Raw genomic sequence first — 23,591 nt, forward strand, 5'->3', positions numbered from 1 at the left:
CTTTAAAAACGGCACTTATCCAAGTCTGTCAATGACTTGATATCAAAAAGCCCCAATCTCTCGAGTTTGCCAACACTGACAACTGTCATTTTGCTGACACGCTTTTCAGAACCTGCGCTATACCCCTCTAAACAGTTTCATCCGAGTTACATCAATCGGTTTACGAGGCGCGCGAAAGATGGACGTGAGCGTATTTGGAACGGGGTATGTAGGGCTGATACAGGCGGCGGCGCTGGCCGATGTCGGGCACCGCGTCCTGTGCGTCGACATTGACCCGAACAAGATCCGTCAATTGCAGCAAGCGGTACCGCCGATCAGCGAGCCGGGACTGTCCGGCCTGCTCGAAGACAACATCAAGACCGGACGCCTGTCGTTCAGCTCCCAGGCCAGCGATGCGGTGAACCATGGCGAACTGATCTTCATTGCCGTCGGCACGCCCGCCGATGAAGACGGCTCGGCGGACTTGAGCCATGTGCTGGCGGTCACCCGGCAAATCGCTGATTTCATGGACAGCGATCGCACCCTGATCATCAAGTCCACGGTGCCGGTCGGCACGGCTGACAAAGTCGCCGAATGCGCTCGCCAGGCCTTGGCGCGGCGTGGCCTGAAACAGCTGAATGTCCGCGTCGTCTCCAACCCCGAATTCCTCAAGGAAGGCAGCGCCCTGGCCGATTGCATGCGCCCGGACCGGATCATCATCGGCACCGGCGATCAGTTGGCGCGGGATCAGATGAGCGAGCTCTACGCGCCGTTCTGCCGCAACCACGAAAAACTGATGTTCATGGACAACCGCAGCGCGGAGCTGACCAAGTACGCCGCCAACGCCATGCTCGCCACCCGCATCAGTTTCATGAACGAACTGGCCAACCTCACCGAACGCCTGGGCGCCGACATCGAGGCCGTGCGCAAGGGCATCGGCTCGGACCCGCGCATCGGCTATCACTTCATCTACCCGGGCTGCGGTTTTGGCGGCTCGTGCTTTCCCAAGGACCTGCGGGCCTTGCTGCACACCGCCGAACAAAGCGGCATGCCCCTGCGCCTGCTGCGCAGCGTCACTGATGTGAACGACAGCCAACGGCACATTCTCTTCGAAAAACTGGCCCAGCAGTTCCCCGACGGATTGGCCGGCAAGTCGATTGCCATCTGGGGCCTGGCCTTCAAGCCCAACACCGACGACATGCGTGAAGCGCCCAGCCGCTACCTGATGGAAGCGCTGTGGCGCGAAGGCGCGAAAGTCCATGCCTACGATCCGGAAGCCATGTCCGAATGCCGGCGCCTGTATGGCTACCGCAAAGACTTGAACCTGTGCGCGACCCGCGATGACACGCTGGAAGACGCCGACGCCCTGGTGATCTGCACGGAATGGAAGAATTTCCGCGTGGTGGATTTCGATTTCCTGGCCGGCAAGCTCCGTGCGCGGGTCATCATCGATGGTCGCAACCTGTACAACCCCGAGCACCTCGCCGCTGCCGGGCTGCTGTATCGCGGCATCGGCCTGCGGCACACCGTGCCCAGCGTCCCGGGGCCACAAGCGTGAACATCCTGGTGACCGGCGCGGCCGGTTTCATCGGCGCCCATTGCGTGCTGCGGTTGCTGCGCGACGGCCACGACGTGTGCGGGCTGGACAATTTCAACGACTACTACGACCCGCAACTCAAGCACGACCGCGTGGCATGGGTGAAGGACCAGGTCGGGGAATTTCCACTGGCGCACATCGACCTGACCGACGCGTCGGCGATCGATGAATTGTTCCAGCTCCGTCGCCCGGACGTGGTGATTCACCTCGCCGCCCAGGCCGGCGTGCGTTATTCGCTGGAAAATCCCCGCGCCTATGTCGACAGCAATCTCGGCGGGTTCCTGAACATTCTCGAAAGCTGCCGCCATCACCCGGTCAAGCACCTGATCTACGCCTCTTCCAGCTCGGTGTACGGCGCCAACCAGCGCACACCCTATTCGGTGCAGGACGGCGTGGACCATCCGTTGTCGTTGTACGCGGCGACGAAAAAGGCCAACGAATCGATGGCCCACAGCTACAGCCACCTGTTCGGCATCCCTTGCACCGGCCTGCGGTTTTTTACTGTGTACGGCCCCTGGGGCCGGCCGGACATGTCGCCGATCCAGTTCGCCAAGGCCATCACCGAAAACCAGGTGTTGCGACTGTTCAACCACGGCGAGCATGCACGCGACTTCACGTATATCGACGACATCGTCGAGAGCATCGCCCGGCTGGTCGAACGCCCGCCTCGCCCGATACCGGACTGGAATCGCGAGCAACCAGACCCGGCCACCAGCCTGGCGCCATGGTGCCTCTACAACATTGGCGGACAGCACCCGGTGGCGCTGCGGACCTACGTCGCGCTGCTGGAAAAACACCTGGGCCGCACGGCCCGGATCGAGCTGCTGCCCCTGCAGCCGGGGGACGTGCTCAACACCTGCGCCGATGCCAGCGACCTGGCCCGGGCCACCGGTTTCCAACCGCGCATCGAACTGGACGACGGCCTGGGTCGCTTCGTCGACTGGTTCCTCGATTACTACGCGCACCCCATCGTCCACGCGCCGCTTGCGGCCGAATCTCAGCGGAGGAGTCTATGACCCGACATGAACAAGGCATCCCGATCAGCGCCTTCGGACGCGACAAACGTGTCGACCCCGAGCACCGCCGACGCCTGGACGCGGCGATTCACCGCCAAGGTCGCGGCTGGTTGACCGGTCGCGACGGCGGTCGGCCCTGGACGGTCTCGCGGACCAATCGGGTGGTGGCCTGCCTCGGCGCACTGGCGATCCTGGTGCTGCTCGCCCCGGTTCTGCTGGGCCTGGCATTGCTGGTCAAGTTTTCCAGCCCTGGCCCGGTGCTGTTCGTGCAAAAACGCACCGGTTATCGCGGTCGCGTGTTTGGCATGTACAAATTCCGCACCATGGTCGCCGACGCCGAAGCCCTGAAAGAGTCGTTGCGCCACCTGAACAAGCACGGCGCCGATGCCATCGACTTCAAGATCGACAACGATCCGCGCATCACCCCCATCGGCCGGTTCCTGCGACGCAGCAGCCTCGACGAACTGCCCAACCTGATCAACGTAGTGACCGGCGACATGCGCCTGGTCGGCCCCCGGCCCACCTCGTTCAACGCCTATCGCTACAAGGACAACCATCTTGTGCGCCTGAGCATCTACCCCGGCCTCACCGGCCTGTGGCAGATCTCCGGGCGCAGCAATATCGACTTCGACCAGCGCGTGGAACTGGACCTCAGCTACATCGCCGAGCAGAGCCTGCTGTTGGATTTGAAGATCCTGATGATCACCCCCTTCAAAGTTTTCAGCGGCCACGGAGCGAGTTAAATGGACGGTTCGACGAATATCCTGACCATAGCCAGCCCGAGCGAGACCAACCTGACCTCGACCGTGCTCGACCCGGATCTGCGGATCCTTCTACTGACGGCCGCCAACACCGGCACCGGCACGAGCACCAGCGCGATGGCGCTGGCTGCCCAGCTGGCGCAGATGAGCAACGGTCGCGTGCTGCTGGTGGACGCAAGCCAGTCGCCGCATAACCTCAGCCAACAACTGTCGTTGCAAAAAGAGCGCGGTTTCAGCGACCTGCTGTTCAACAGCCTCGCCCCGCCCCTGCTGCAAGACTGTGTGGTGCAGATTTCCAGCCTGCCCTTCGACGTGCTGCCCAACGGTCGTCTCGGGCACAACGCCGAACGCCTGAGTCCCGAGCGACTGCGTCCGTTGTTCCGGCAACTGGCGACGCAATACCGCTTCGTGGTGATCGACGCCGACGCGGTGTACTCGGCCACCGACACCCTGGTCATGAGTACCCAGGTGGACGGCGTGGTGCTGGTGGTACGCGGCGAGGACACCCGCTGGGAAGTCGCCCAGGCCGCGCGGCAGCGCTTGGTCCAGGCCGGCGCGAAGGTCGTCGGCAGCGTGTTCAACCGCCGCAAGTACTACATGCCGAAGTGGCTCTACAACAACCTTTAAGCCTGCAAAAGGATGACGAGATGAACGCCAGAATGCTTGTCCTGCTGTTGCTGCCGCTTGCCGGTTGCTCCAGCCACAACGAAAACACGACGATGCCGGTGCAGATCCTCACGGCCGCGCCGGCCAATGCCCAGGCCACCGACATGCCCCGGGTCGAACAGACGCTGCGGCCGCAGGACGTGCTGGATGTGATTTTTCACATCGACACGACCTCGTCCCAGGCTTATCGCGTGCAGCCGGGCGACCAGGTTGCCCTGAACTTCACCGCTGCCAGCCAGCTCAACGGCACGCAACAGGTGATGCCCGACGGCACTATCGAACTGCCGGGCGCCAACACCTCGGTGAAAGTCGCCGGCCTGACCACCGACGAGGCACGCCTGGAAGTGCAGCGTGCCTACAACCAGAAGATGCTGTTCCAACCCAACCGCAACCAATTGAGCGTCCTGGTGACCAGCCCGATGTCCGGTGAGGCGAACTTGCGCAACACCTTGATCCACCCGGCCACGGGCATGAGCCGGGAGATCATCGTGGGCCGGGATGGCTACGCCGCCTTCCCGGAAATCGGTTCCGTGCCGTTGCAAGGCATGACCGTTACCCAGCTGGAGACCTTCCTCAACGAGCGCTACGCCCAGTTGCCAGGCCACATGACCGTCGACGTGCTGCTCAAGTCCACCGCCGGCAACGAGATCTATGTGCTGGGCGAAGTGGCCCAACCCGGTTCCTACCCGATCCGCCGGCCCATCTCGGTCCTCGAGGCGCTGACCCTGGCCCGCGGCACCAACGTCAAGGCCCGGCTCGACTCGGTGGTGATCATGCGCCGCAACGGCAACCAGGTCGAAACCCGTCATTACGACGTGGAAAAAGCCCTGAGCGGCGATGCGTCGCAGATCGCCTACCTGCAACCGGAAGACATGCTCTTCGTACCCAAGACCGGCCTGGCCAAAGCCGGTGAAATGGCCCGGCAACTGGCCGACGTGGTGCTGTTCCAGGGCGTTGGCGTCAGCTTCGGTTATGACCTCGACAACAATAGCAACGGCAACTGACCCGGGTGAATGATCATGAATCCCAAGGAAAACTACCTGCACGAGTTCTTCAGGATCTTCTTTGCCAACAAGCAGTGGGTGAAGCGCGTCTTCCTGATTTTCGCCGTGATCGCCCTGGTGCTGCCGTTGATGCTCAAGCAGAGCTTCGACATAACCGCCCAGGTGATCGTCCAGTCGAAAAAACTCTCCCAAGGCGATGCCACGACTTCGCTGAACCAGGAAAACGCGACGTTCGTTCCGCCATCCCTGGCGGACATGGAAACCGAGAGCAACATCCTGCGCTCGCCAGCGTTGATTCGCGAAACCATCAAGGCCCTGCGCGACCAGGGGGAATACACCCCAAGCCCGGGCGTCCTCAACAAATGGGTGAGCGAACCGTTCAAGCGCTACATCACCCAGCCGCTGCGCGAATACGTCATCAACCCGGTGCGTGACGGCCTGGGGCTTGAAGTCGACCCCGTGCGCGACACGGTGCTCGACACGCTGACCGACGAGGCGATCGAAAACCTGAAGATCGAGACCCTGCCCGGTTCCAACGTGATCTCCATTGTCTACAGCTTCGGTGATCCGGCCCAGGGCACCCGGTTCGTGGGGCAACTGCTGCAGAACTACCTCACCGGCCGCCAGGACTTGCAGTCGATCGAGTTGCCCCAGACGTTCTACGAGCAGAAGAAAGTCCAGTACCAGACGCGCCTTGACGGTTTGGAAGGCAACCGGCTGACGCTGCTCGAGGGCGTTGGTTCTTCCGATCCCAAGGAAGAAATCACGTTCCGCTTGAATGCGATCAACACCGAAGAGCAGGCCCTGAACCTGTACCAGGATCGCCTGCTGCAAAGCCAACGTTGGCTCGATTACCTCAAGACCAGCCTGGCGGCGGCGAACAGCTCGCGGTTCAACGACTACACCTTCCCCTTCACCTTCACCACCACCGTGGACAACATCGCCTTCGAGGACAGGGAAATCAGGCAATTGGGTGAGCAATTGACCAGCCAGGTCAGCCGCTACATGAACGACCTGGCGATTTTCCAGCCCAGCAGCGAACCGATGTTGCTGGCGCGCGAGCAGATCATGCGTACCCGCCAGCAATTCCTGAAAGTGGTGAATAACCGCATCCAGGAACGCACCACCGACCTGGCGGTGGTCAGCTCGGTGATCAATCAGAAAGTCGAACGCATCGCCGCCTTCAAGGACCGCATCCACCAGTTGCAGGAAACCCAGAGCAAACTGCGGCAAATGGACACCGAGATCAACGCGCTCCACGCGGCGTTCTCCACCTATGCCCAACGCTTCGCCGAAGCCAGTTCCGCCCGTTCACTGGACAACGACCTGTCCAATGCCCGGGTCCTGAGCCCGCCGTTCGAACCGACCGCCGCAGCGTTTCCCAAGCCGGTGCTGATCATCGCCTTCGGCCTGTTCAGCGGCCTGCTGCTGGCGATCGCCCTGGTCTATGTGCGTGAGTTCTTCGACCATCGCTTCAAGCACCCTGCGCAAATCAGCCACCAATTGGATCTGCCGGTGCTGCTGGTGATCAACGAGCAATCGCCCGAACAGATCAACCCGCACCGCAACTGGAGCGTGCCCAGCCTTGTCCATTGGGTGAGAAATTGAACGCGCCGTTCGGCCCGTCCCGCCAAGACAGCCCCCTGTCGATCATTCATCTGCTCGACAGCGGGGGCTTCTATGGGGCCGAGCGGATGTTGCTCGATCATTGCCTGGCGACGCCCGGCCAGCATCAAGTGGTGTTCCTGGCGGCGCCGCCGACGTTGATCACGCGGTTCCGCCAGGCCGGGGTCGATTGCTGCCATTGCGCCAATTGGGCCGAGCTCTTGCAGCATTTGCGGCACCGGCGCGACGAGCGACCGCTGATCAATACGCACAACTTCAAGGGCCTGTTGTTCGGCTGGGCAGCGGCAACGATGCTGCGCCTGCCGCTGGTGATCACCCAGCACGGCTTCACGCCACGCAGTCCCAAGCAGCGGTTCTATACGTGGCTGAGCCTGCAACTGTGCCGCACCGCGCCGGTCAAGCGTGTGGTTTGCGTGGCCGAAAGCATCGCCGCGCTGCACCGCCGGGCCAGCGTTAACGCGGACAAGCTCGACGTGATTCCCAACGGTTTGCCAGCCGCCACGACGCCGCTGCCCCATCGCGACGACAGGCAACGCTGGCGGGTCGGCTACGTCGGCCGCTTGAGCAGCGAAAAAGGTCCGGACCTGTTCCTCGACGCCATGATCCCGCTGTGCCAGCGCCATGCTTCGCTGCACGCGGTGATGCTCGGCGATGGCCCGGAACGCCAGCCGTTGCTCAAACGCATCGCCGATGCCGGGCTGCCAACGCGCATCGAGTTGCCCGGCTATCAGACCGACATGGACGACTGGTGGAGCCGCCTCGATGCGCTGGTAATCAGCTCGCGCACCGAAGGCACGCCGATGATCCTGCTCGAAGCCATGCAGGCCGGCGTGCCGGTGGTGGCGTTCGGCGTCGGCGGTATTCCCGATATCCTGCAGGACCGTCACAACGGCCTGCTCGCCACGCCGGCCGATAGCGAGGAGCTGGCACGCCAGATCGAAACGCTGTACAGCGAACCGCCCCTGGCGCGAATCCTCGCCGACAACGCGCGCCGTACCCAAAGCGACCGCTATGACCTGCGCACGCTGGCCGAACGCTGGTCACAACTTTATATCCGCACGGCACGGGAGGCTCGGCCATGATCGTCCCGCTCTCGATCGTCAGTCTGCTGGGGCTGGTGTGCCTGGCATTGCTGGCCAGTCCTTATCCGTTTCTCGCACCGGGTGCGGTGCTTGGGCTCGTGGGCGTTGCCATGCTGTACCGCAAGCCCACTTGGGGTTTGCTGGGCATTGCCGCGCTGCTCCCGTTCGAAGGCCTGTTCAAGGACAACGCGTTTTCCGGCAGCAAATTCTTCGGTGTGGCGCTGATCCTGATCCTGATGCTGCAGTTGGCCTTGCACCAGATTCCTGCGACGCGCTTGCGCAGCAATATCTGGAAGCCGCTGCTCGGCTTCATGGCCCTGTATGGCCTGAGCCTGTTGATCTCGGAAAACATGGACCTGTCCCTGACACAGCTGCGTGAACTCTCGGTAGGGCTGATTCTGTTCGTGATCACGTTGCTGATTGGCCGCGAGCTGAACCTGGATATGTTCGCCCGACTGATGACCGTGAGCGTCGCCACGGCCTGCGTGCTCGCGATGTTTTCAGCCAAATACCAGGATCAGGGCCGCGCCTCGGGTCTGTTGGAGGACCCGAACGCCTTTGCCCTGTTGATTGCGTTTACCGTGCCGCTGGCATTGTGGTTGACCATTCGCAGCCAGAACTTGCTGCAACGCTTGTTCTGGGGTGGCGGTTTCATCCTGTTGTTGGGCGGCATGACCAAGACCGAATCACGCTCAGGCCTGGTCGTGTTGCTGCTCAGCCTGGTGATCGGGTTGTATCACTACAGGGCGCAGCTGCCACGCATACGTCCCCGGCACCTGGGGTTCGCGATGCTCGGCCTGGCGCTGGCTGTTCCAGCGACAATCGCCGTGATGCCGGCTGGCTACGTGGCACGCATCCAGTCATTGAGCATTCTCAGTTCCGGCGCCAACGCCTACCAGGACGGATCCTTGGGACGCCGCGCCTCGTACATCTTGGTGGGCAGCCAGATGATCCGGGAGAAGCCGATACTCGGTTCCGGCCCGGGAACGTTTCCAGAGCACTACGCCCCCACCGGTTACGCGAAGGCGTTCTCGGCCAATCGCAAACGGGGGGATCTGTACCGCCAGGCCCATAACACCTATCTGGAGATCTTCAGCGAAGTCGGCGTGCCGGCCGGCTTGATGTTTGTCGGCATGATTGGGCTGGGCCTCTACAACCTGGTGCGCGCGCGCCAACTCTGGCTCCAGCGTCGGGACTGGGCCCAGGCGGACCTGTTGACGCACCTGGGCATGAGTTTCCTGTCGCTGGCATTGTTCCTGATGTTCCTCAGCGCGCAGAACCACAAGTTGCTGTGGATCATGCTCGCCTTGACCAGTGTGCTGCGCTACCACGCCGAACAGGTCGAGCCGCAGGAGGCCCGTTCATGAGCCGCGTAAGCGTCGTCATCCCGATGTACAACGAGGCCCGCCACATCGGCCGTACGTTGCTGGCCGCGCAGGAAGCGGCTCGCCAGGCGCAACTGGAATGCGAGCTGATCGTGGTCGACAACGGCTCGGACGATCACGGCCCGCGCATCGCCAACGAACTGGGCGCACGTGTGCTGATCGTGCCTGGCGTGCACATCGGCGCCCTGCGCAACCGCGGCGCGGCGGTCGCCAGCGGTGAATGGCTGGCGTTCATCGATGCCGACATGGAAATGCCGGCCGACTGGCTCAAGTTGTTGGTTGAAATGGAAGGCCGCCAAGGTGATGTGCTGGGGCTTGACCTGGACACGCCCGCGCAAGCGCCTTGGTTCGCCCAAGCGTGGCAGCGCCGCAGCCAGCGCCCGGGATCGCGCCCCTTGCGCCGGGTGCAGTGGCTGCCCAGCGCCAACCTGCTGATGCGCCGCACCTGGTTCGACCAGGTCGGCGGTTTCGACGAAACCCTGCGCACCGGTGAAGACAAGGATTTTTCCCTGCGCTTGCGCGAAGCCGGTGCGCAGTTGCTGCTGGTCACTGAAAGCCTGGCCTTGCACTGGGGTTACGAAGGCAGTTGGCGCGAGTGGATGAGCAAGGAACTGTGGCGCCAGGGCAGTCACTGGCAGTTGTTGCGCAGTCACGGGCCGAGCCTGCGCCTGTTGCGTTTTCCTGCGCTGTCGGTGGGCATCTGGGGCCTGGATTTCCTGGCACTGGTCGCCCTGCTCCAAGGCCAGGCGCGCCCGGCCTTGATGCTGTTATTGATCGCCACGTTGCCGGCCTTGTTTCTCAGCCTGCGCCAGAGCCACCGCGCGCCGCGCTTGACGTTGCAATTGTGGGCCTTGCACGAGGTGCGCTTGCACCTGACTGGCGCCGCGTTGCTGCTCAATCTTTTTCAATGGAATGCCAGGAGACCTGCCCGTGGCTGAATTCATTTATTGGTCTTGCCTGTTGCTGCCGGTGTACGCCTACCTCGGCTACCCCGTGCTGTTAACCCTACTGACGCCTTTTTTTCCGGTACGGCGCTACGGCAAACCCTTGCCGATGGATGTCAGTATCGTCATCGCCGCCCACAACGAGGCGCGGCACATCGAAGAAAAGTTGCGCACCTTGCTGGCCCAAGATTATCGGGCGCATTCGCTGCGGATCATTCTCGCCAGCGACGGTTCCACCGACGACACCGTGGCCTGCGCGCGCAGAATCGGCGACTCGCGCATCACCGTGCTCGACCTGCCACGCCAGGGCAAGGCCGCCGCCCTCAATACCGGCGTGGCCCATAGCTATGGCGAGATCCTGGTGTTCACCGACGCGGACAATCAATGGGCCCCGGACACGCTCGGCCACTTGCTGGCGCCGCTGGGCGATCCGGAAGTTGGCGCCTGCGCCGGGCACATGGACATCCCCGTGCCGGGCAAAGGCCTGAGCCTGGGCGACAGCCTTTATCGGCACTATGAAGGCTGGTTGCGCCGGGTGGAAAGCCGCACAGGCTGCATGGTCTCGGCCGACGGCGCGTTATTGGCGCTGCGCCGGGCACTGTTCCAGCCGATACCGGCGCAAGTCAACGATGACTTTTTCCTCAGCACCTGCGCGCCGGCAGCCGGCAAATCGATCGTTTATGCACCGAAGGCCCGGGTGACCGACCAGGGCGTGGACGAAGCCGGCAAGCAGTTTCGTCGTCGCCAGCGGGTCACCGTCGGCGGGTTGCAGAGCCTCGCCCAGCGTCGGGAACTGCTCAACCCGCTGCGTCATGGGCTCTATGCCATCGGGTTGATCAGCCACAAATTGATCCGCCGCCTGGCGCCGGTGCTGCTGCTGCCCTTGTTGTTGAGCAACGCCTGGCTGTGGAACGACCATCCGTTCTATCGCCTGAGCCTGGTGGCGCAGTTGCTCGGCTACGCCATGGCACTGATCGGGTTGCTGGACGCCGGCCACCGTTTGCCCCGGCCCTTTCGCCTGGCGGCGTTCGTGCTGGTGACGCTGGCGGGCATGAGCATCGGGCTCTGGCAGTTCCTGCGAGGCCAGCGCTACAGCCAATGGAATCCCGAGCAGAATCGTTAAGGAGATGGCCGATGTCGATCAAATACGTTTTCAAGCGCACCGGCGGCTGGCTGTACCTGAACACGTCCCTGGGTCGCCATCCGTTGCGTGGCGCCGGCGTCATCCTGATGCTGCACCGGGTGCTGAACAACGACCGCGCCGCCGAACTGCCCCATCGCAACGAGCTGTGCGTGGGGCCCGATGCATTCGAACATTTGCTGATCTGGCTGCAACGGCATTTTGAATGCGTGCCCCTGATGACATTGCTGCTGGCCGACCCTGAAAGCGTTCCAAACCGTCCCCGGGTGGCCCTGACGTTCGACGATGGCTGGCGCGACAATGCCATGAACGCCTTTCCCCTGCTGCGCCAATACCAAGTGCCTGCGAGCATTTTCCTGTCCACCGATTTCGTCGGCAGCCGCCAGCACTTCTGGTGGGAAAGCATCGGCGAAACCCTGTGGGGCAGCCATGGGCAGGTAGCACGGCATTCGCTGATCGAGCATTTGCAGCACGCCGGCCGGCCGTTGCCGGTGCTGCTCGATGATATCGACGACGAGCGCCGCAGCCTGGCGCTACTGCACTATCTGCAAAGCCTCAAGACCCTCGATGCGCGCACCTTGAGCGACCTCACCGAAGCCTGTCCGCACGGTGCCCAACCCCAGGCGCTGGACTGGACCCAGGTGCGCATGCTCGAAGATTCCGGCCTGGTGCGCTTCGGCCCCCATGGCGCCAGCCACGCGATTCTGACGGGCCTGGACGACCAGCGCCTGCACGAGGAACTGACCCGCAGCTGGACCGCCCTGGAGAATGGCTGCGCCCAGCCCTTGCCGGTGTATTGCTACCCCAACGGGGACAACGACGCCCGTGTGCGCGAGCATGTGGCGGCCCACGGTTTTCCGTTCGCGCTGGGCACCCAGGCCGGACTGTATCGCCATGACGGCGACCCGCTGAACCTGCCGCGTTTCGGCGTCAGCCAACGCAACGCCTGCCACCCGGAATTGTTGGCTTGGCGCATTCGTCGAGGAGCCCGCTCATGAACCGCGCACGTTACCTCAAGCTCCTGGTGTTGAGCATGGGCACAAGCCTGGCGATGCTCTGCCTGCGCCTGTTGCGCAACGTCTTGCTGGCACGGATCCTGGGGCCCAGCGAACGCGGGCTGTTGGCGCTGCTCAGCACCCTGCCGGACTTGATCAGCGCCATCACCAGTGGCGGGCTGAATTCCGCCGTGGGTTATCAGGCGGCGCAGCACCGCTCGATGAGCCTGCTGCTCAGCCATGTGTTGGTCTTCGGTTGCCTCCTGGCGGGACTGCTGACGTTGCTGGTGGTGGCGCTGGTACGTGAATTCGGCGCCGAACTGGACATCGCCGTGCAACTGGGGCTGCTGGCCTGGCTGCTGTTGCTGGCCGTACCGCTTGCGGTACTCAAGAGCGGCCTACTGACGCTGCACAACGCCTCCGGCGGCGTTGGCGCGTTCAACGCCTTGCGGCTGATGGAATCCCTGGTGCCGCTGTTGCTCTTCGTGGCGCTGTTCTGGATATGGAAAGACACGGCGCTGGAAGCAGCGCTGATCAGCTGGCTGGCGGGCCTGAGCCTGGTGGTGCTGGCAGGTTGGATGTGGTTGCGTCGCGATCATTCGATCACCCTGCGCTGGGACCGCACCGGCCAGAACGAACTGTTGCATTACGGTGTCCGCAGTCACCCGGATATCCTGTTCCAGCAATTGATGATGCGCTCGGACTACCTGTTCATCGGCGCACTGCTGGGCAGCACGGCGCTGGGACACTACGCCATGGCCAGCGCCGCCGCGGAACTGCTGCATATCGTCCCGGAAGCGGTCACCACGCCGCTGATGAAAAGGCTCCTGCAGCAAGACACCGATATGAAGCGCCTGACCCCGTTGGCCTTGCGCCTGACCGCCACGGCCATGCTGGGCGCCTGCCTGGGCATGGCACTGGTCGGCGAATGGCTGATCGTCACCCTGTTCGGCAGCGCCTATCAACCGGCGTACCCTGCCCTGCTGGCGCTGCTGCCAGGGGTGTTCGGGTTGTGCTACGCGAGCATCCTGCGCCTTGACCTGCTGGGCAAGAACCGCCCCGGCGCTGTTTCGCTGATGATGGGCGGGGGGGCGCTGTTGAACCTGGCGCTGAACGTGATCCTGATCCCGCGCTACGGCATCGTCGGCGCTGCCGCCGCTTCTTCAATTGCCTACCTGGGCGTGACCCTGCCGATGCTCGCCATGTATTGCCGCCTCAGCGGCGTGTCGCCGTGGCAGACGCTGATTATCCTGCCCAGCGATCTGCTGCCGATGCGTCAGATGCTGTTGGGAAAATCTGCGTGAATACCTTGTCCAGCAAAATCGCCATCGCGAGCAAGCTCGCTCCCACAGGGTCCGGTGGCGGACATGGCATCTGCATCCACCGAAGATCTACTGTGGGAGCGAGCCTGCTCGCGAAAGCGGTGGGTCAGTTTGCGGTGATGTTGAAGGTGACGGCCTCTTCGCGAGCAGGCTCGCTCCCACAAGGGTCCGGTGTTGGACATGGCATCCGCATTCACCGCAGGTCCACTGTGGGAGCGAGCTTGCTCGCGAAAGCGGTGGGTCAGTTTGCGGTGATGTTGAAGGTGACGGCCTCTTCGCGAGCAGGCTCGCTCCCACAGAGGAGAATCGCGGCGGGTCTATGTCTTCTGGTATTGGCTTGCTCGGCCCAGGCCGCGTCCATGCAATGGACCGGCATCCGTGACGGCAGCCTGTATCTGCAAACCGACCGCCCGGACACCGTCACCGTCCGCTGGGTGCCCGCCTGGCAAGCCGAGGCCAATGCCGAACATCTGTATCTGCTCGACGGCCATGGGCGATTGGCGGGAGAGCGCCTGGTCAAGGCGGATCAGACCCGTGGCGAACAGCAATGGCCGCTGCTGCCGGGCGCCACCAGTTACCGACTGGAAATTCCCGGCTACAGTTTCCGGCGCTATAGCGTCGAACACGACGCGCGCATCCGTGCGTTGTTCGCCCCGGCCAAGGTGCATTTCAGTGCTGAAGCCCACGATGGCGACGAGCTGTATTTCAAAGTGGCAGCGGGCGAACAGGCGGTGCTGGCGGGCAAGTTCCACGGCGGCGTACGTGCGTTGCAAGCCCGGCGGGTTGCGGACGGCAAGCAGCTGCAACTGAATCTCAAGCCACAGCGGGCCTATTGGCAATTCGATCAGGTGGCCCTCCCGGTGGCGGACGCGGACCAAATCTGGCGCGTGCACCTGCAAGGCAACGGCAAGGTCGCGTTCTGGTTGGACGGCACCGCCAACCTGTTCGCCCAAGACCCGGCGCACTTGCAACCCGTGCGCCAGGATCCGGGGCAGACCCACCTGACGCTGCACGACGAGGCGCTCGGCACGACCCCCAAATTGGGCATTTATATGCCCTATGAATTACTGCCGCCCTCCAGCTACGCGGTGCTCGATGCGCTCAAACCCCAGGCGGCAACCCTCTACAGCTTCGTCGACGTCATGGCGGCCAAGGTCAATCACGAAGATGCTTTCCGACGCTTGTACCGGGGGCGCTTCGGCATCAGCCAAGACATTACCCTGTTGGCCGCCAGTCAGCGCCGGGCGGATCTGCAGGCCGACCGGACCAGTCTCAGCGGCTTGCAAGCCTGGCTCATGTCGACCCGAGCCTCGGACGACAACGGCGTCCACTACCTCAGTTTTGCCGACGAGCCAAACCTGAACTACCCGGACTTCGCCAGTTTCCAGCAAGTGTTCCAAAGCATGGCTGCCCAGGTCCGCGCCGATCCCGCCAACGCACGCGCCGGTGTCCGCATCGCCATACCCGCCAGCTCCCGGTTCACCAATGGCCCCTTTACCGACAATGCAGCTGACAAGCGCGGGATCGACTGGGCACGGCGCCTGCTCGCGACGTCCGACGATCAGATCGACGCCCTGGCCTGGCATGAATGGATGATCCGCGACCTGCTGGCAACCCGGGTCTATCGCGACAGCGTCCGCCAAGCCGCCAACCTGGTGGGACTGGACAGCCAGGGCCGGCCCCGCAAGGCTTTGCTATTGGACCAGACCAACATGTCCAGCGGCTCGAGCCTGAGCCCTTACGATCAGGAGACCCACTACGCGGCCTTGTGGTGGACCTCGGTGGCGATCAACGCCTCCGCGGATGGATGGCTCGACATGCTCAACTGGTTCATGCTCGCCGACGAACCTGAATACCCCAAAGGCATGGTGCGGGTGCTGGACAATGAGCGCTTCGAACTCAAGCCCGTAGGCCTGGCCCAGCAGTTCATCCAGCAGCATTGGCTCGACCAGGTGCTGCGCCTGGACAACGACGCGTTTGAAGTCGACGTACTGGCCATGGCCACCGGCAAGCAACGCAACCTGCTGGGCGTGAACAAAAGCACCCGAGCCCATCAGGTCAGCCTCGACGGCACGGCCTGCCCCCAGCCAGGCATGAGCCTCCTGTATTTCGGCCCGGACAACCGCAGCCAAAACGTTCCGTTTGATTGCAAGGCCGGCCAGGTCGGCTTTCTCCTGCCAGGGGAAACCGTGTTCGCCCTCGGTTGGACAGCTCCGCTTTCACCCCAACCCGCCACCCGTCAGGAGGCACCATGAACGCTCTGCAAACATTGCGTGATCACATCCAGAAAAAAGGTCTGCGCGCCGTCCTAAAACAGCTATGCAGACGCTACGTATTTTCCCATACCCGACTGGTGTGGCTGGAGCACGATATACGCACCCCGCTCCCCCCACACAACCTCAAGCCCTACCCACCAATGCGCCTGGAATTCATCACAATCGCCAACGCCGACGCATTTGCCCGGCACTTCGGCGACCGCGTCGAAACCATGCGCGAGTTGGCGGCCGAAGGCTATACAGGCTTGATGTACCTGGATGATCAGGGCGATACCGTGGGCTTCGCCTGGGCCAGTACCCGGGACTATTTCGACCGTCATTTCTATCGTTGCAACTTTCCGATCAAGCCTGGCGAGTACTTCCAGTTCGGTGGCGAGGCGATTCGTCGATACTGGGGAACCAGTATCTCGGCGGACATGCAATTGGAAGTGTGGAAAGTCATGGCGGACCAGGGGTGCCACACCATGGTCGATGTCTGCGATTTGCAAAACGTCCAGGCGATCAAGATGCATATCCGCATGGGCTTCCAGGAGCGCGGCAAGATCACCCACGTGTATCGCCTGTTCGGTCATTGGAGGTTCTTTCGCGACACGCTTTACCGCGGTTCTGTGCTGGACGGCTTTCGTAAACCGGCCCAGCCGGTTACCTCGACAGCAGCGGCCTGACTTCCATGGCGATCCGGTACCAATGGTGTCGCTCCCTGGGCGCGGAGGATTTCCCTGCAACAGCTTATGAACAGCTGCGAACGCAGGTGGCCGACGCCACACCGTTCAACACCCTGGCCTGGCTGCAAGCGGCGGAATTCGCCCTGGTGCCGGAGCAGCAACTGCATATCCTGCTGGGCTGGCAGGACCAGACCTTGTGCTTCTGCCTGCCCCTGATATCAGGACTGGAACGTATCGGCGGGCTGCGGTTCCGGGTGTTGCGTCATTTGGGTTTTCCAATGGCCGACCGCATCGCCCTGCTGGCGCGCATGGACGCCGAAAGCATGGGCCAGGCGTTGATGCAGATCCGTCAGCATTTGCCTCACGCGTTGTTGCAAATCAATGAAGTGATCGAGCCCGTCGGGGAGCAAAGCGTCCTCAGCGCCTGGATGGCGCTGAGTTCCACCGGAGAGCGGCGCCTCAGTTGCCGGGTTCCGGTGCACCTGATCACTGAAAGCGACCATCAGGAGATCTCTGGCGATCCACGCTACAAGCTGCGGCGAGCGCGCAAGCGAATCGCGGCTTGTGGTGCCGAGATCCGTCGGATAACGCCAGACGCCATCAGCATGGGGCAATTGTTGCGCGCCCTGGCCGATGTCGAGGACGCCAGTTGGAAAGGCGAGGAAGGCGTCGGCATCTTCGCCACCCCCCTTCGCCGGCAATGGATGAACCTCGCCCTCACCGCCCTCGCCGCCCAGGGCCTGGTGCGAGTGGTGATGCTGGAGCTGCACGGCGAATGCATCAGCTATCGCCTCGGCCTGCTGGATCAGGGCCGGCTGTATGACTACAACCTGGCGTTCCTGCCGCAACACGCCGACCTGGGCAGCGGCCGGGTATTGCTCGAAGAGTGGATTCGCTGGGGGCTGGACGAAAACTGGCGGTGGATCGATGCGTCGCGGGTCAGCCTGGAGAACTCCAACCACCAACTGCACGAGCGCATGACCGGACAACTTGAACAGTGGCGCTGGAGTTTTTACTCCTGGCAACCCGATGGCTTGCTCCTGGGGTTGGCCTTGCGGCTATGGAAGAGCCTGAAACCCTGGCTCGGCAAGCGCAAGGCCAAACCAGCCGCGACGACGGCGTCTTCCACCAAGCACCAGGAGAATACGAATGCCCCGCCAAGTGATCGTCAACGCTGACGACTTCGGGCTCAGCCATAGTGAGAACGACCTGATCCTGCGAGCCTTCGAGGCCGGCGTGATCAGCTCCGCCACGGCGATGGCCAACATGCCGGGGTTCGACCAGGCGTGCGAACTGTCCCGGCACCCGTTGCTTGAAGGGCGCGTCGGCCTGCATTTCAACCTGAGTTATGGGCCGCCGCTGAGTCAGGCGATCAGGTCACGGAAAAGGTTTTGCAATGCCGCCGGCGAGTTCGACCTGAACCTGTCGCGGTACTGCCTGCGTCTTGGATCGCGAGATCTGGCGGCGGTGGAAGAAGAGCTCCAGGCCCAGTGGCAACATTGCCTGGACCGTGGCCTGCGCCCCAGCCACCTGGACTCGCATCAGCACGTGCATAACATCTGGCCCGTCGGAGAGCTGGTGGCACGCTTCGCCGCGCGACACGGCGTACCGGTGCGGCTGGCGCGCAACCTGGGGGCCAACCTGAGCGTGCCCAAGCGCATCTTCAAGACGTTGTTCAACCATCGCCTGCGCCGGCTGTGCGGCGCGACCGCCGACTACGTCTGCACACCAGCGGACCTTGACCACGCCGCGCCGCCGGGCCACGGTTCGCTGGAAGTGATCGTTCATCCACTGGAACTGGATGGCGACTTCGGTGACGCCAGTTTGCTACCGGGCAACTCACTGACCCAGGTGCTGCACCAGCGCCTGGCGGGGGTGCCGAAGGTGGGGTATGGCGAGAATGGGCGCAGGTTCGTGCTGGTTGACGTGGGAGTGACTCCACCAGAACCGAGTTAAACGCAAATCCTGTGGGAGCGGGCTTGCTCGCGAAAGCGTCCTGACAGTCAACATTCTTACTGACTGACACACCGTCTTCGCGAGCAAGCCCGCTCCCACAGCAATAGCTGCATGCCTTGCGTCGACGTCAGTGACCCAGGCTCACCCGCGCCAGCGAGGCACGGCGATCGATGGCTTCACGCAGCCGACGTCTTTGCGCCTCCCACACCATGGCGTCGACCCGGACCGAACGCATCAGCACCAGCATCGCTGCCTTGGCATTCAGGTATTCAACCCATGCATCCCGGGCCTTGAGCCTGTGTCGTTCTTCATCGCTCATGTCCATGCGCCTGAGCGCCAGGGCGCATTCGTCCTGGATCAACGGCCCAAGGGTCATCTGGATCCGGTGAGGTGCCTTGAAGCCTGCCGTACCGGCGACGATTTCCCGCGCCCGATCCAGGCCCCATTCCAGCGCCTGGGGAAGCGGTTCACGCAAGGCGCGGTCATGGAATTCCTCGACCCAGACGGAGCCATCCGGCCGGTAAACACAAACGAAAACCTGTGTGATGCTCTGCTGGTTGATCCGTGCCTGGACCTCGACCTGCGTGCCGTCCCCAAGAACTTCTTCGTGGTTGCGACCTGGCAACCGGCTGTTCACCCAAAGCCAATACTGTGCGCTTCTACGTCGCATCGCGTTGCCCTCCCCCTCAGGAACAAGGAGTAAGGCACACGGGTGAAGTATTTTCCAGCCATGAAAAGTGCGCTCCGGACGAATGACAGCGTCGTCTATCGGTCGAGCTTTTTCTCCACCTGGGCGACCTTATCCTGAAGTTTTTCGGCATCCTGTTCATGGCTCTTGATCGACTTGGGCGTGATCGTCTTGTCCACTTTGTCAGTTGCCGAATCCGGCTGGCGCACATCGCGCTTGACCACATCCACCGGCTCACCGGAAGCGTCTTTCGCCGGTGCATTGTTGCCAGGTTGGGTCTGCCCTTTGGAATGCTCGATCGTCATGATGTCGTCCTCGATGTGATGGTTGTCGAATTTTCGAGTGGGGCGAAACGGCGAGAGTTCGATCGGGTTGCACGTACCCTGGAAAGGCAGAGCGAAACCACGGGCAAACTGTCCGAAATCCCTGCGCGCAATCCAGAGAATCTGCTAAAAAGCAGCTTCTGTCCGAGTAGCGAATCGCATCGATGCCCGCATTTTTATGTTCTCGCTTCAAACAGCGCTGGCTGGCCTGGTCGTTGATGAGCGCGATGGTGGTCGGCCTGCCAGTGGGCTGCGCGGCGCTGCAGCACAAGGAGCGCGAGCTGGTGTTTCGCATCGAGCCGGGAACGGCGAGCTGGTTCAGCGGCCTTCCCAGCGGTTTGCAGGAATTCGATCTCAAGCCCAAGAATTTCAAGGCCGGGGAAAATATCCATGGCTGGTGGTGGCCGGCTGAACGCAAGAACGCACCGGCCATCCTGTACTTGCACGGTGTACGCTGGAACCTGACCGGGCAATTGTTTCGCATCCAGCAATTAAGGGCGCTGGGCTATTCGGTGCTGGCGATCGATTACCGTGGCTTCGGCAAGAGTCAGGGGGACCTGCCGTCGGAAGCCAGCGTCTACGAAGACGCGCGAGTCGCCTGGGAGCGTCTCGTAAAGCTGCAACCGGACCCGACCCTGCGGCTGATCTACGGTCACTCGCTGGGTGGCGCCGTGGCGGTGGACCTGGCGGCGGAACTGGGCCAGGAGGCTGCAAGCAACGGCACCCCGGTGCCGGCCCGAGGGCTGGTGATCGAATCCACCTTCACCTCGTTGGGCGATGTCGCCACCGCAATGGCCGACACATCCTTGCCGGTTCGCTGGCTGCTGTCGCAGAAGTTCGACTCCATCGACAAGATCGGCGAGATCAACATGCCGCTGCTGATTGTTCATGGCGCCGCGGACAACTACGTACCGCCGCGTTTCAGCCAACAACTGTTCAACGCAGCTCGGGAGCCCAAACGCTTGTTGCTGGTGCCAGGGGGCACGCACAACAACAGCATGAGCCTGGCGGGCAGGACGTATCGGCAGGCGTTGGATGGGTTGATGAAAAGTACCCCCTCATCGGTGGCTGGAAACTCCCAGGCCAGCCCGAACAAAGCGGGTTGATCCACAACCACCTGTGGGAGCGAGCTTGCTCGCGATGGCGGCGGCACATTCACATGGATGCAAACTGAACCACCGCTATCGCGAGCAAGCTCGCTCCCACAGGGGATTGGGTTACTTCAGATCCTGGGTAAAAAAAACGGCACCTCTCGGTGCCGTTTTTTATTGCCGGTACAAGGTTACTTGCGCGCCGCCTCCCAAGATTTCAACAGCTCGGTGTAGCTCACCGTTTCACCTTTAGGCTTCTCGTTCGCCAGCTTCGGCTTTGGAGCACCCGGTTGATCAAACCAGTATTGCGCGTCGCGCTCAGGATTCATCTTAGGTGCGCAGGTGGCTTGGGCCTTGGAGCGTTCCAGGCGAGTCATGATCGCGTCCTGGTCCTTGGCCAAGCCGTCGAGGGCTTGTTGCGGAGTCTTCTCGCCGCTGGCCGCTTCGGCGATGTGGCTCCACCACAACTGCGCGAGGCGTGGATAATCCGGCACGTTGGTCCCGGTCGGGGTCCATTGCACGCGGGCCGGGCTGCGGTAGAACTCCACCAAGCCGCCGAGTTTCGGCGCCAGGTCGGTCAGCGCCTGGGAGTTGATGTCCGACTCACGAATCGGCGTCAGGCCGACGATGGTCTTCTTCAACGAAACCGTCTTGGACGTCACGAACTGCGCGTAGAGCCAGGCCGCGAGTTTCTGCTTCTCAGGCGTGGACTTCATGAACGTCCACGAACCCACGTCCTGATACCCCAGCTTCATGCCCTCTTCCCAATACGGACCACGTGGCGAAGGCGCCATGCGCCATTTCGGCGTGCCGTCGGCGTTCACCACCGGCAGGCCCGGCTTGGTCATATCGGCGGTGAACGCGGTGTACCAGAAAATCTGCTGGGCGATGTTGCCTTGGGACGGCACCGGGCCGGATTCGGAGAAGGTCATGCCCGCCGCTTCCGGTGGCGCGTACTTCTTCATCCAGTCCACGTATTTGGTGGTGGCGAACACGGCTGCGGGGCCGTTGGTGTCGCCGCCACGGGTCACGCTGGAACCGACCGGGTGGCAGTCCTCGACACGGATGCCCCACTCATCCACCGGCAAACCGTTGGGCAGGCCTTTGTCGCCGCCGCCGGCCATGGAGAACCAGGCATCGGTGAAGCGCCAGCCCAGGGACGGGTCTTTCTTGCCGTAGTCCATGTGACCGTAGACGCGCTTGCCGTCGATCTCCTTGACGTCTTCGGAGAAGAACTTGGCGATGTCTTCATAGGCCGACCAGTTCACCGGTACACCCAGCTCGTAGCCGTACTTTTCCTTGAACTTGGCCTTCAGGTCCGCACGCTCGAACCAGTCGGCGCGAAACCAGTACAGGTTGGCGAACTGCTGGTCGGGCAGTTGATAGACCTTGCCGTCCGGCGCGGTGGTGAAGGAAATGCCGATGAAGTCCTTGAGGTCCAGGGTCGGCGAAGTGAAATTCTTGCCTTCGTTGGCCATCAGGTCGGTGATCGACTCGGTCTTGCCGTAGCGAAAATGCGTGCCGATCAGGTCCGAGTCATTGACCCAGCCGTCATAGATGTTCTTGTCCGACTGCATCTGGGTCTGCAGCTTCTCCACCACGTCGCCTTCTTGCAGCAGGTCGTGGGTCAGCTGGATCCCGGTGATTTCGTTGAAGGCCTTGGCCAGCACCTTGGATTCATATTCGTGGGTGGCGATGGTTTCCGACACCACGTTGATTTTCATCCCGCGAAACGGCTCAGCGGCCTTGATGAACCATTTCAACTCTTCGAGCTGCTGCTCGGCTGTCAGCGTCGACGGCTTGAATTCACTGCCGATCCATTTTTTAGCGGCGTCTTCATAAGCGTCGGCCCAGGCCGAAGCGCTCAGCCCGCTGAATGCCAGCGCGGCTGCCAATGAAACGCTATGTCGCAGCTTATTGTTTTTATCGAACATAGAGACCTCCTGTTTGGGTTTAAGAGCCTGATCGTCGAATGGTCGCGATTAGCCCCACCGCATCACTGCCAACAGCCACACCAAAGACAACGCGAACGCTATCCAGATGCTCCAGTCGGTGGCGCCGATTACCAGCAGATGCAGGTAGGCGCTACCGAGAAGACCGATAAACAACCGATCGCCACGGGTGGTGGCAATCGGCAGGAAACCACGCCGAGGGATGCTCGGCGAACGCAATTCCCACGAGGTCATGCCTATCAACAACAAGGCGATGACACCAAAAAACGCCGCCGTCGGGACGGTCCAGTTCATCCATTCCATCATCGACTCCTCAGACCCGGCCCAGGGCAAAGCCCTTGGCCACGTGGTTGCGAACGAACCAGATCACTAGCATGCCTGGCAGGATGGTCAACACCCCCGCCGCCGCCAGCACGCCCCAATCGATACCCGACGCCGACACGGTACGGGTCATGACCGCCGCGATCGGCTTGGCGTTCACCGACGTGAGCGTGCGTGCCAGCAGCAGTTCGACCCAGGAAAACATGAAGCAGAAAAACGCCGTGACGCCGATGCCGGAGCCAATCAACGGGACGAAGATCTTGGCGAAGAACTTGGGGAAACTGTAGCCGTCAATGTAGGCGGTCTCGTCAATTTCTTTCGGCACCCCGGACATGAACCCTTCGAGGATCCACACCGCCAGCGGCACGTTGAACAGGCAATGGGCCAAGGCCACGGCGATATGCGTGTCGAACAGACCAATGGACGAATACAGCTGGAAGAACGGCAGCAGGAACACCGCCGGTGGCGCCATGCGGTTGGTCAGCAGCCAGAAGAACAGGTGCTTGTCACCGAGGAACCGATAACGGGAAAACGCATAGGCCGCCGGCAACGCGACCGCCAGGGAAATCACCGTGTTCAGGCTGACGTAATACAGCGAATTGAGATAACCGGTGTACCAGCTCGGGTCGGTGAAGATCACCTTGTAGTTGTGGAAGGTGAAATCGTGCGGCCACAGGGTCAGGCCGCCAAGGATCTCGGTGTTGCTCTTGAACGACATGTTCAGCAGCCAGTAGATGGGCACCAGCAGGAACAGGATGTAGATCAGCAGGGGTATCAGCTTTCTCTTGCTCATTGTGCGGG

The 23,591-nt window shown here is 62.3% G+C and carries 22 protein-coding genes; 17 read left to right on the forward strand and 5 right to left on the reverse strand.

Annotated elements, in window-relative coordinates:
- Positions 1-178 precede the first annotated feature (178 nt).
- The 16 genes from KSS97_RS19510 to KSS97_RS19585 all read left to right on the forward strand — a co-directional run bounded on the left by KSS97_RS19510 (position 179) and on the right by KSS97_RS19585 (position 18,415).
- The gene (locus KSS97_RS19510) at positions 179-1,537 is read left to right on the forward strand and encodes a UDP-glucose dehydrogenase family protein (protein ID WP_030142091.1); all 1,359 of its coding nucleotides are present in this window, start codon (positions 179-181) and stop codon (positions 1,535-1,537) included.
- Positions 1,534-2,592, forward strand: a complete 1,059-nt coding sequence (locus KSS97_RS19515; RefSeq protein ID WP_198795996.1) for an NAD-dependent epimerase — start codon at positions 1,534-1,536, stop codon at positions 2,590-2,592. Before KSS97_RS19510 ends, KSS97_RS19515 begins: the two co-directional genes overlap by 4 nt.
- Positions 2,589-3,335 carry a sugar transferase gene (locus KSS97_RS19520; protein WP_198795995.1) on the forward strand — a complete coding sequence of 249 codons (747 nt, stop codon included), beginning with the start codon at positions 2,589-2,591 and terminating at the stop codon, positions 3,333-3,335. Before KSS97_RS19515 ends, KSS97_RS19520 begins: the two co-directional genes overlap by 4 nt.
- A complete protein-coding gene (locus KSS97_RS19525) occupies positions 3,336-3,980 on the forward strand; it encodes a CpsD/CapB family tyrosine-protein kinase (RefSeq protein WP_030142088.1) in 645 nt (214 codons plus the stop codon).
- Positions 3,981-4,000: 20 nt separating this feature from the next.
- On the forward strand, positions 4,001-5,023 hold the full coding sequence (locus KSS97_RS19530) for a polysaccharide biosynthesis/export family protein (RefSeq protein ID WP_030142087.1): 1,023 nt from the start codon (positions 4,001-4,003) through the stop codon (positions 5,021-5,023).
- A gap of 15 nt (positions 5,024-5,038) precedes the next feature.
- Positions 5,039-6,631: a GumC family protein gene (locus tag KSS97_RS19535; RefSeq protein WP_217859942.1), complete on the forward strand. Its 1,593-nt coding sequence runs from the start codon at positions 5,039-5,041 to the stop codon at positions 6,629-6,631.
- Positions 6,628-7,731, forward strand: coding sequence for a glycosyltransferase family 4 protein (locus tag KSS97_RS19540; RefSeq protein ID WP_217859943.1), 1,104 nt, complete (start codon positions 6,628-6,630; stop codon positions 7,729-7,731). The genes KSS97_RS19535 and KSS97_RS19540 overlap by 4 nt, the downstream gene beginning before the upstream one ends.
- Positions 7,728-9,098 carry an O-antigen ligase family protein gene (locus KSS97_RS19545; protein WP_217859944.1) on the forward strand — a complete coding sequence of 457 codons (1,371 nt, stop codon included), beginning with the start codon at positions 7,728-7,730 and terminating at the stop codon, positions 9,096-9,098. The genes KSS97_RS19540 and KSS97_RS19545 overlap by 4 nt, the downstream gene beginning before the upstream one ends.
- Complete coding sequence (locus KSS97_RS19550) at positions 9,095-10,054, forward strand: glycosyltransferase (protein WP_217859945.1); 960 nt, start codon at positions 9,095-9,097, stop codon at positions 10,052-10,054. The genes KSS97_RS19545 and KSS97_RS19550 overlap by 4 nt, the downstream gene beginning before the upstream one ends.
- Positions 10,047-11,183 carry a glycosyltransferase family 2 protein gene (locus KSS97_RS19555; RefSeq protein WP_030142082.1) on the forward strand — a complete coding sequence of 379 codons (1,137 nt, stop codon included), beginning with the start codon at positions 10,047-10,049 and terminating at the stop codon, positions 11,181-11,183. Before KSS97_RS19550 ends, KSS97_RS19555 begins: the two co-directional genes overlap by 8 nt.
- 11 nt (positions 11,184-11,194) lie before the next feature.
- Positions 11,195-12,199, forward strand: coding sequence for a polysaccharide deacetylase family protein (locus KSS97_RS19560; RefSeq protein ID WP_030142081.1), 1,005 nt, complete (start codon positions 11,195-11,197; stop codon positions 12,197-12,199).
- On the forward strand, positions 12,196-13,500 hold the full coding sequence (locus KSS97_RS19565) for an oligosaccharide flippase family protein (protein WP_217859946.1): 1,305 nt from the start codon (positions 12,196-12,198) through the stop codon (positions 13,498-13,500). The genes KSS97_RS19560 and KSS97_RS19565 overlap by 4 nt, the downstream gene beginning before the upstream one ends.
- Positions 13,501-13,877: 377 nt before the next feature.
- Positions 13,878-15,773, forward strand: coding sequence for a hypothetical protein (locus KSS97_RS19570; RefSeq protein ID WP_217859947.1), 1,896 nt, complete (start codon positions 13,878-13,880; stop codon positions 15,771-15,773).
- A complete protein-coding gene (locus tag KSS97_RS19575; RefSeq protein ID WP_030142079.1) occupies positions 15,770-16,459 on the forward strand; it encodes a GNAT family N-acetyltransferase in 690 nt (229 codons plus the stop codon). Before KSS97_RS19570 ends, KSS97_RS19575 begins: the two co-directional genes overlap by 4 nt.
- A gap of 5 nt (positions 16,460-16,464) precedes the next feature.
- Positions 16,465-17,637: a GNAT family N-acetyltransferase gene (locus KSS97_RS19580; protein WP_217859948.1), complete on the forward strand. Its 1,173-nt coding sequence runs from the start codon at positions 16,465-16,467 to the stop codon at positions 17,635-17,637.
- A complete protein-coding gene (locus KSS97_RS19585) occupies positions 17,609-18,415 on the forward strand; it encodes a ChbG/HpnK family deacetylase (protein ID WP_217859949.1) in 807 nt (268 codons plus the stop codon). Before KSS97_RS19580 ends, KSS97_RS19585 begins: the two co-directional genes overlap by 29 nt.
- A gap of 127 nt (positions 18,416-18,542) precedes the next feature.
- Here the strand turns inward: KSS97_RS19585 and KSS97_RS19590 are convergent, their stop codons facing one another.
- Together KSS97_RS19590 and KSS97_RS19595 are read right to left on the reverse strand one after the other, a co-directional pair.
- The gene (locus tag KSS97_RS19590) at positions 18,543-19,085 is read right to left on the reverse strand and encodes a hypothetical protein (protein WP_217859950.1); all 543 of its coding nucleotides are present in this window, start codon (positions 19,083-19,085) and stop codon (positions 18,543-18,545) included.
- 95 nt (positions 19,086-19,180) lie between these two features.
- On the reverse strand, positions 19,181-19,408 hold the full coding sequence (locus tag KSS97_RS19595; protein WP_217859951.1) for a hypothetical protein: 228 nt from the start codon (positions 19,406-19,408) through the stop codon (positions 19,181-19,183).
- Between the two features lie 182 nt (positions 19,409-19,590).
- Between KSS97_RS19595 and KSS97_RS19600 the strand changes: the two genes are divergently transcribed.
- Positions 19,591-20,532, forward strand: coding sequence for an alpha/beta hydrolase (locus KSS97_RS19600; protein ID WP_217859952.1), 942 nt, complete (start codon positions 19,591-19,593; stop codon positions 20,530-20,532).
- Between the two features lie 176 nt (positions 20,533-20,708).
- Here KSS97_RS19600 and KSS97_RS19605 read toward each other — a convergent pair whose 3' ends face one another.
- Genes KSS97_RS19605 through KSS97_RS19615 form a run of 3 tightly spaced genes read right to left on the reverse strand, consistent with a single transcriptional unit; the run spans position 20,709 to position 23,583 of the window.
- Complete coding sequence (locus KSS97_RS19605; protein WP_217859953.1) at positions 20,709-22,451, reverse strand: ABC transporter substrate-binding protein; 1,743 nt, start codon at positions 22,449-22,451, stop codon at positions 20,709-20,711.
- A 48-nt stretch (positions 22,452-22,499) separates the two neighbouring features.
- Entirely contained in the window at positions 22,500-22,772 is a 273-nt protein-coding gene (locus tag KSS97_RS19610; protein ID WP_217859954.1) for a DUF2160 domain-containing protein, read from the reverse strand.
- A 10-nt stretch (positions 22,773-22,782) separates the two neighbouring features.
- Positions 22,783-23,583: a carbohydrate ABC transporter permease gene (locus tag KSS97_RS19615; RefSeq protein WP_217859955.1), complete on the reverse strand. Its 801-nt coding sequence runs from the start codon at positions 23,581-23,583 to the stop codon at positions 22,783-22,785.
- Between the last annotated feature and the right edge of the window lie 8 nt (positions 23,584-23,591).

The organism is Pseudomonas alvandae (genome assembly GCF_019141525.1).
GTDB classification, from domain to species: Bacteria; Pseudomonadota; Gammaproteobacteria; order Pseudomonadales; family Pseudomonadaceae; genus Aquipseudomonas; species Aquipseudomonas alvandae.

Excerpts from the sequence above, each read along its gene's own strand:
- KSS97_RS19510 (WP_030142091.1), top strand. The coding sequence starts at position 179 with ATGGACGTGAGCGTATTTGGAACGGGGTATGTAGGGCTGATACAGGCG.
- KSS97_RS19520 (WP_198795995.1), top strand. The coding sequence starts at position 2,589 with ATGACCCGACATGAACAAGGCATCCCGATCAGCGCCTTCGGACGCGAC.
- KSS97_RS19525 (WP_030142088.1), top strand. The coding sequence starts at position 3,336 with ATGGACGGTTCGACGAATATCCTGACCATAGCCAGCCCGAGCGAGACC.
- KSS97_RS19530 (WP_030142087.1), top strand. The coding sequence starts at position 4,001 with ATGAACGCCAGAATGCTTGTCCTGCTGTTGCTGCCGCTTGCCGGTTGC.
- KSS97_RS19535 (WP_217859942.1), top strand. The coding sequence starts at position 5,039 with ATGAATCCCAAGGAAAACTACCTGCACGAGTTCTTCAGGATCTTCTTT.
- KSS97_RS19545 (WP_217859944.1), top strand. The coding sequence starts at position 7,728 with ATGATCGTCCCGCTCTCGATCGTCAGTCTGCTGGGGCTGGTGTGCCTG.
- KSS97_RS19550 (WP_217859945.1), top strand. The coding sequence starts at position 9,095 with ATGAGCCGCGTAAGCGTCGTCATCCCGATGTACAACGAGGCCCGCCAC.
- KSS97_RS19560 (WP_030142081.1), top strand. The coding sequence starts at position 11,195 with ATGTCGATCAAATACGTTTTCAAGCGCACCGGCGGCTGGCTGTACCTG.
- KSS97_RS19565 (WP_217859946.1), top strand. The coding sequence starts at position 12,196 with ATGAACCGCGCACGTTACCTCAAGCTCCTGGTGTTGAGCATGGGCACA.
- KSS97_RS19570 (WP_217859947.1), top strand. The coding sequence starts at position 13,878 with ATGCAATGGACCGGCATCCGTGACGGCAGCCTGTATCTGCAAACCGAC.
- KSS97_RS19575 (WP_030142079.1), top strand. The coding sequence starts at position 15,770 with ATGAACGCTCTGCAAACATTGCGTGATCACATCCAGAAAAAAGGTCTG.
- KSS97_RS19580 (WP_217859948.1), top strand. The coding sequence starts at position 16,465 with ATGGCGATCCGGTACCAATGGTGTCGCTCCCTGGGCGCGGAGGATTTC.
- KSS97_RS19585 (WP_217859949.1), top strand. The coding sequence starts at position 17,609 with ATGCCCCGCCAAGTGATCGTCAACGCTGACGACTTCGGGCTCAGCCAT.
- KSS97_RS19590 (WP_217859950.1), bottom strand. The coding sequence starts at position 19,085 with ATGCGACGTAGAAGCGCACAGTATTGGCTTTGGGTGAACAGCCGGTTG.
- KSS97_RS19595 (WP_217859951.1), bottom strand. The coding sequence starts at position 19,408 with ATGACGATCGAGCATTCCAAAGGGCAGACCCAACCTGGCAACAATGCA.
- KSS97_RS19600 (WP_217859952.1), top strand. The coding sequence starts at position 19,591 with ATGCCCGCATTTTTATGTTCTCGCTTCAAACAGCGCTGGCTGGCCTGG.
- KSS97_RS19605 (WP_217859953.1), bottom strand. The coding sequence starts at position 22,451 with ATGTTCGATAAAAACAATAAGCTGCGACATAGCGTTTCATTGGCAGCC.
- KSS97_RS19610 (WP_217859954.1), bottom strand. The coding sequence starts at position 22,772 with ATGGAATGGATGAACTGGACCGTCCCGACGGCGGCGTTTTTTGGTGTC.
- KSS97_RS19615 (WP_217859955.1), bottom strand. The coding sequence starts at position 23,583 with ATGAGCAAGAGAAAGCTGATACCCCTGCTGATCTACATCCTGTTCCTG.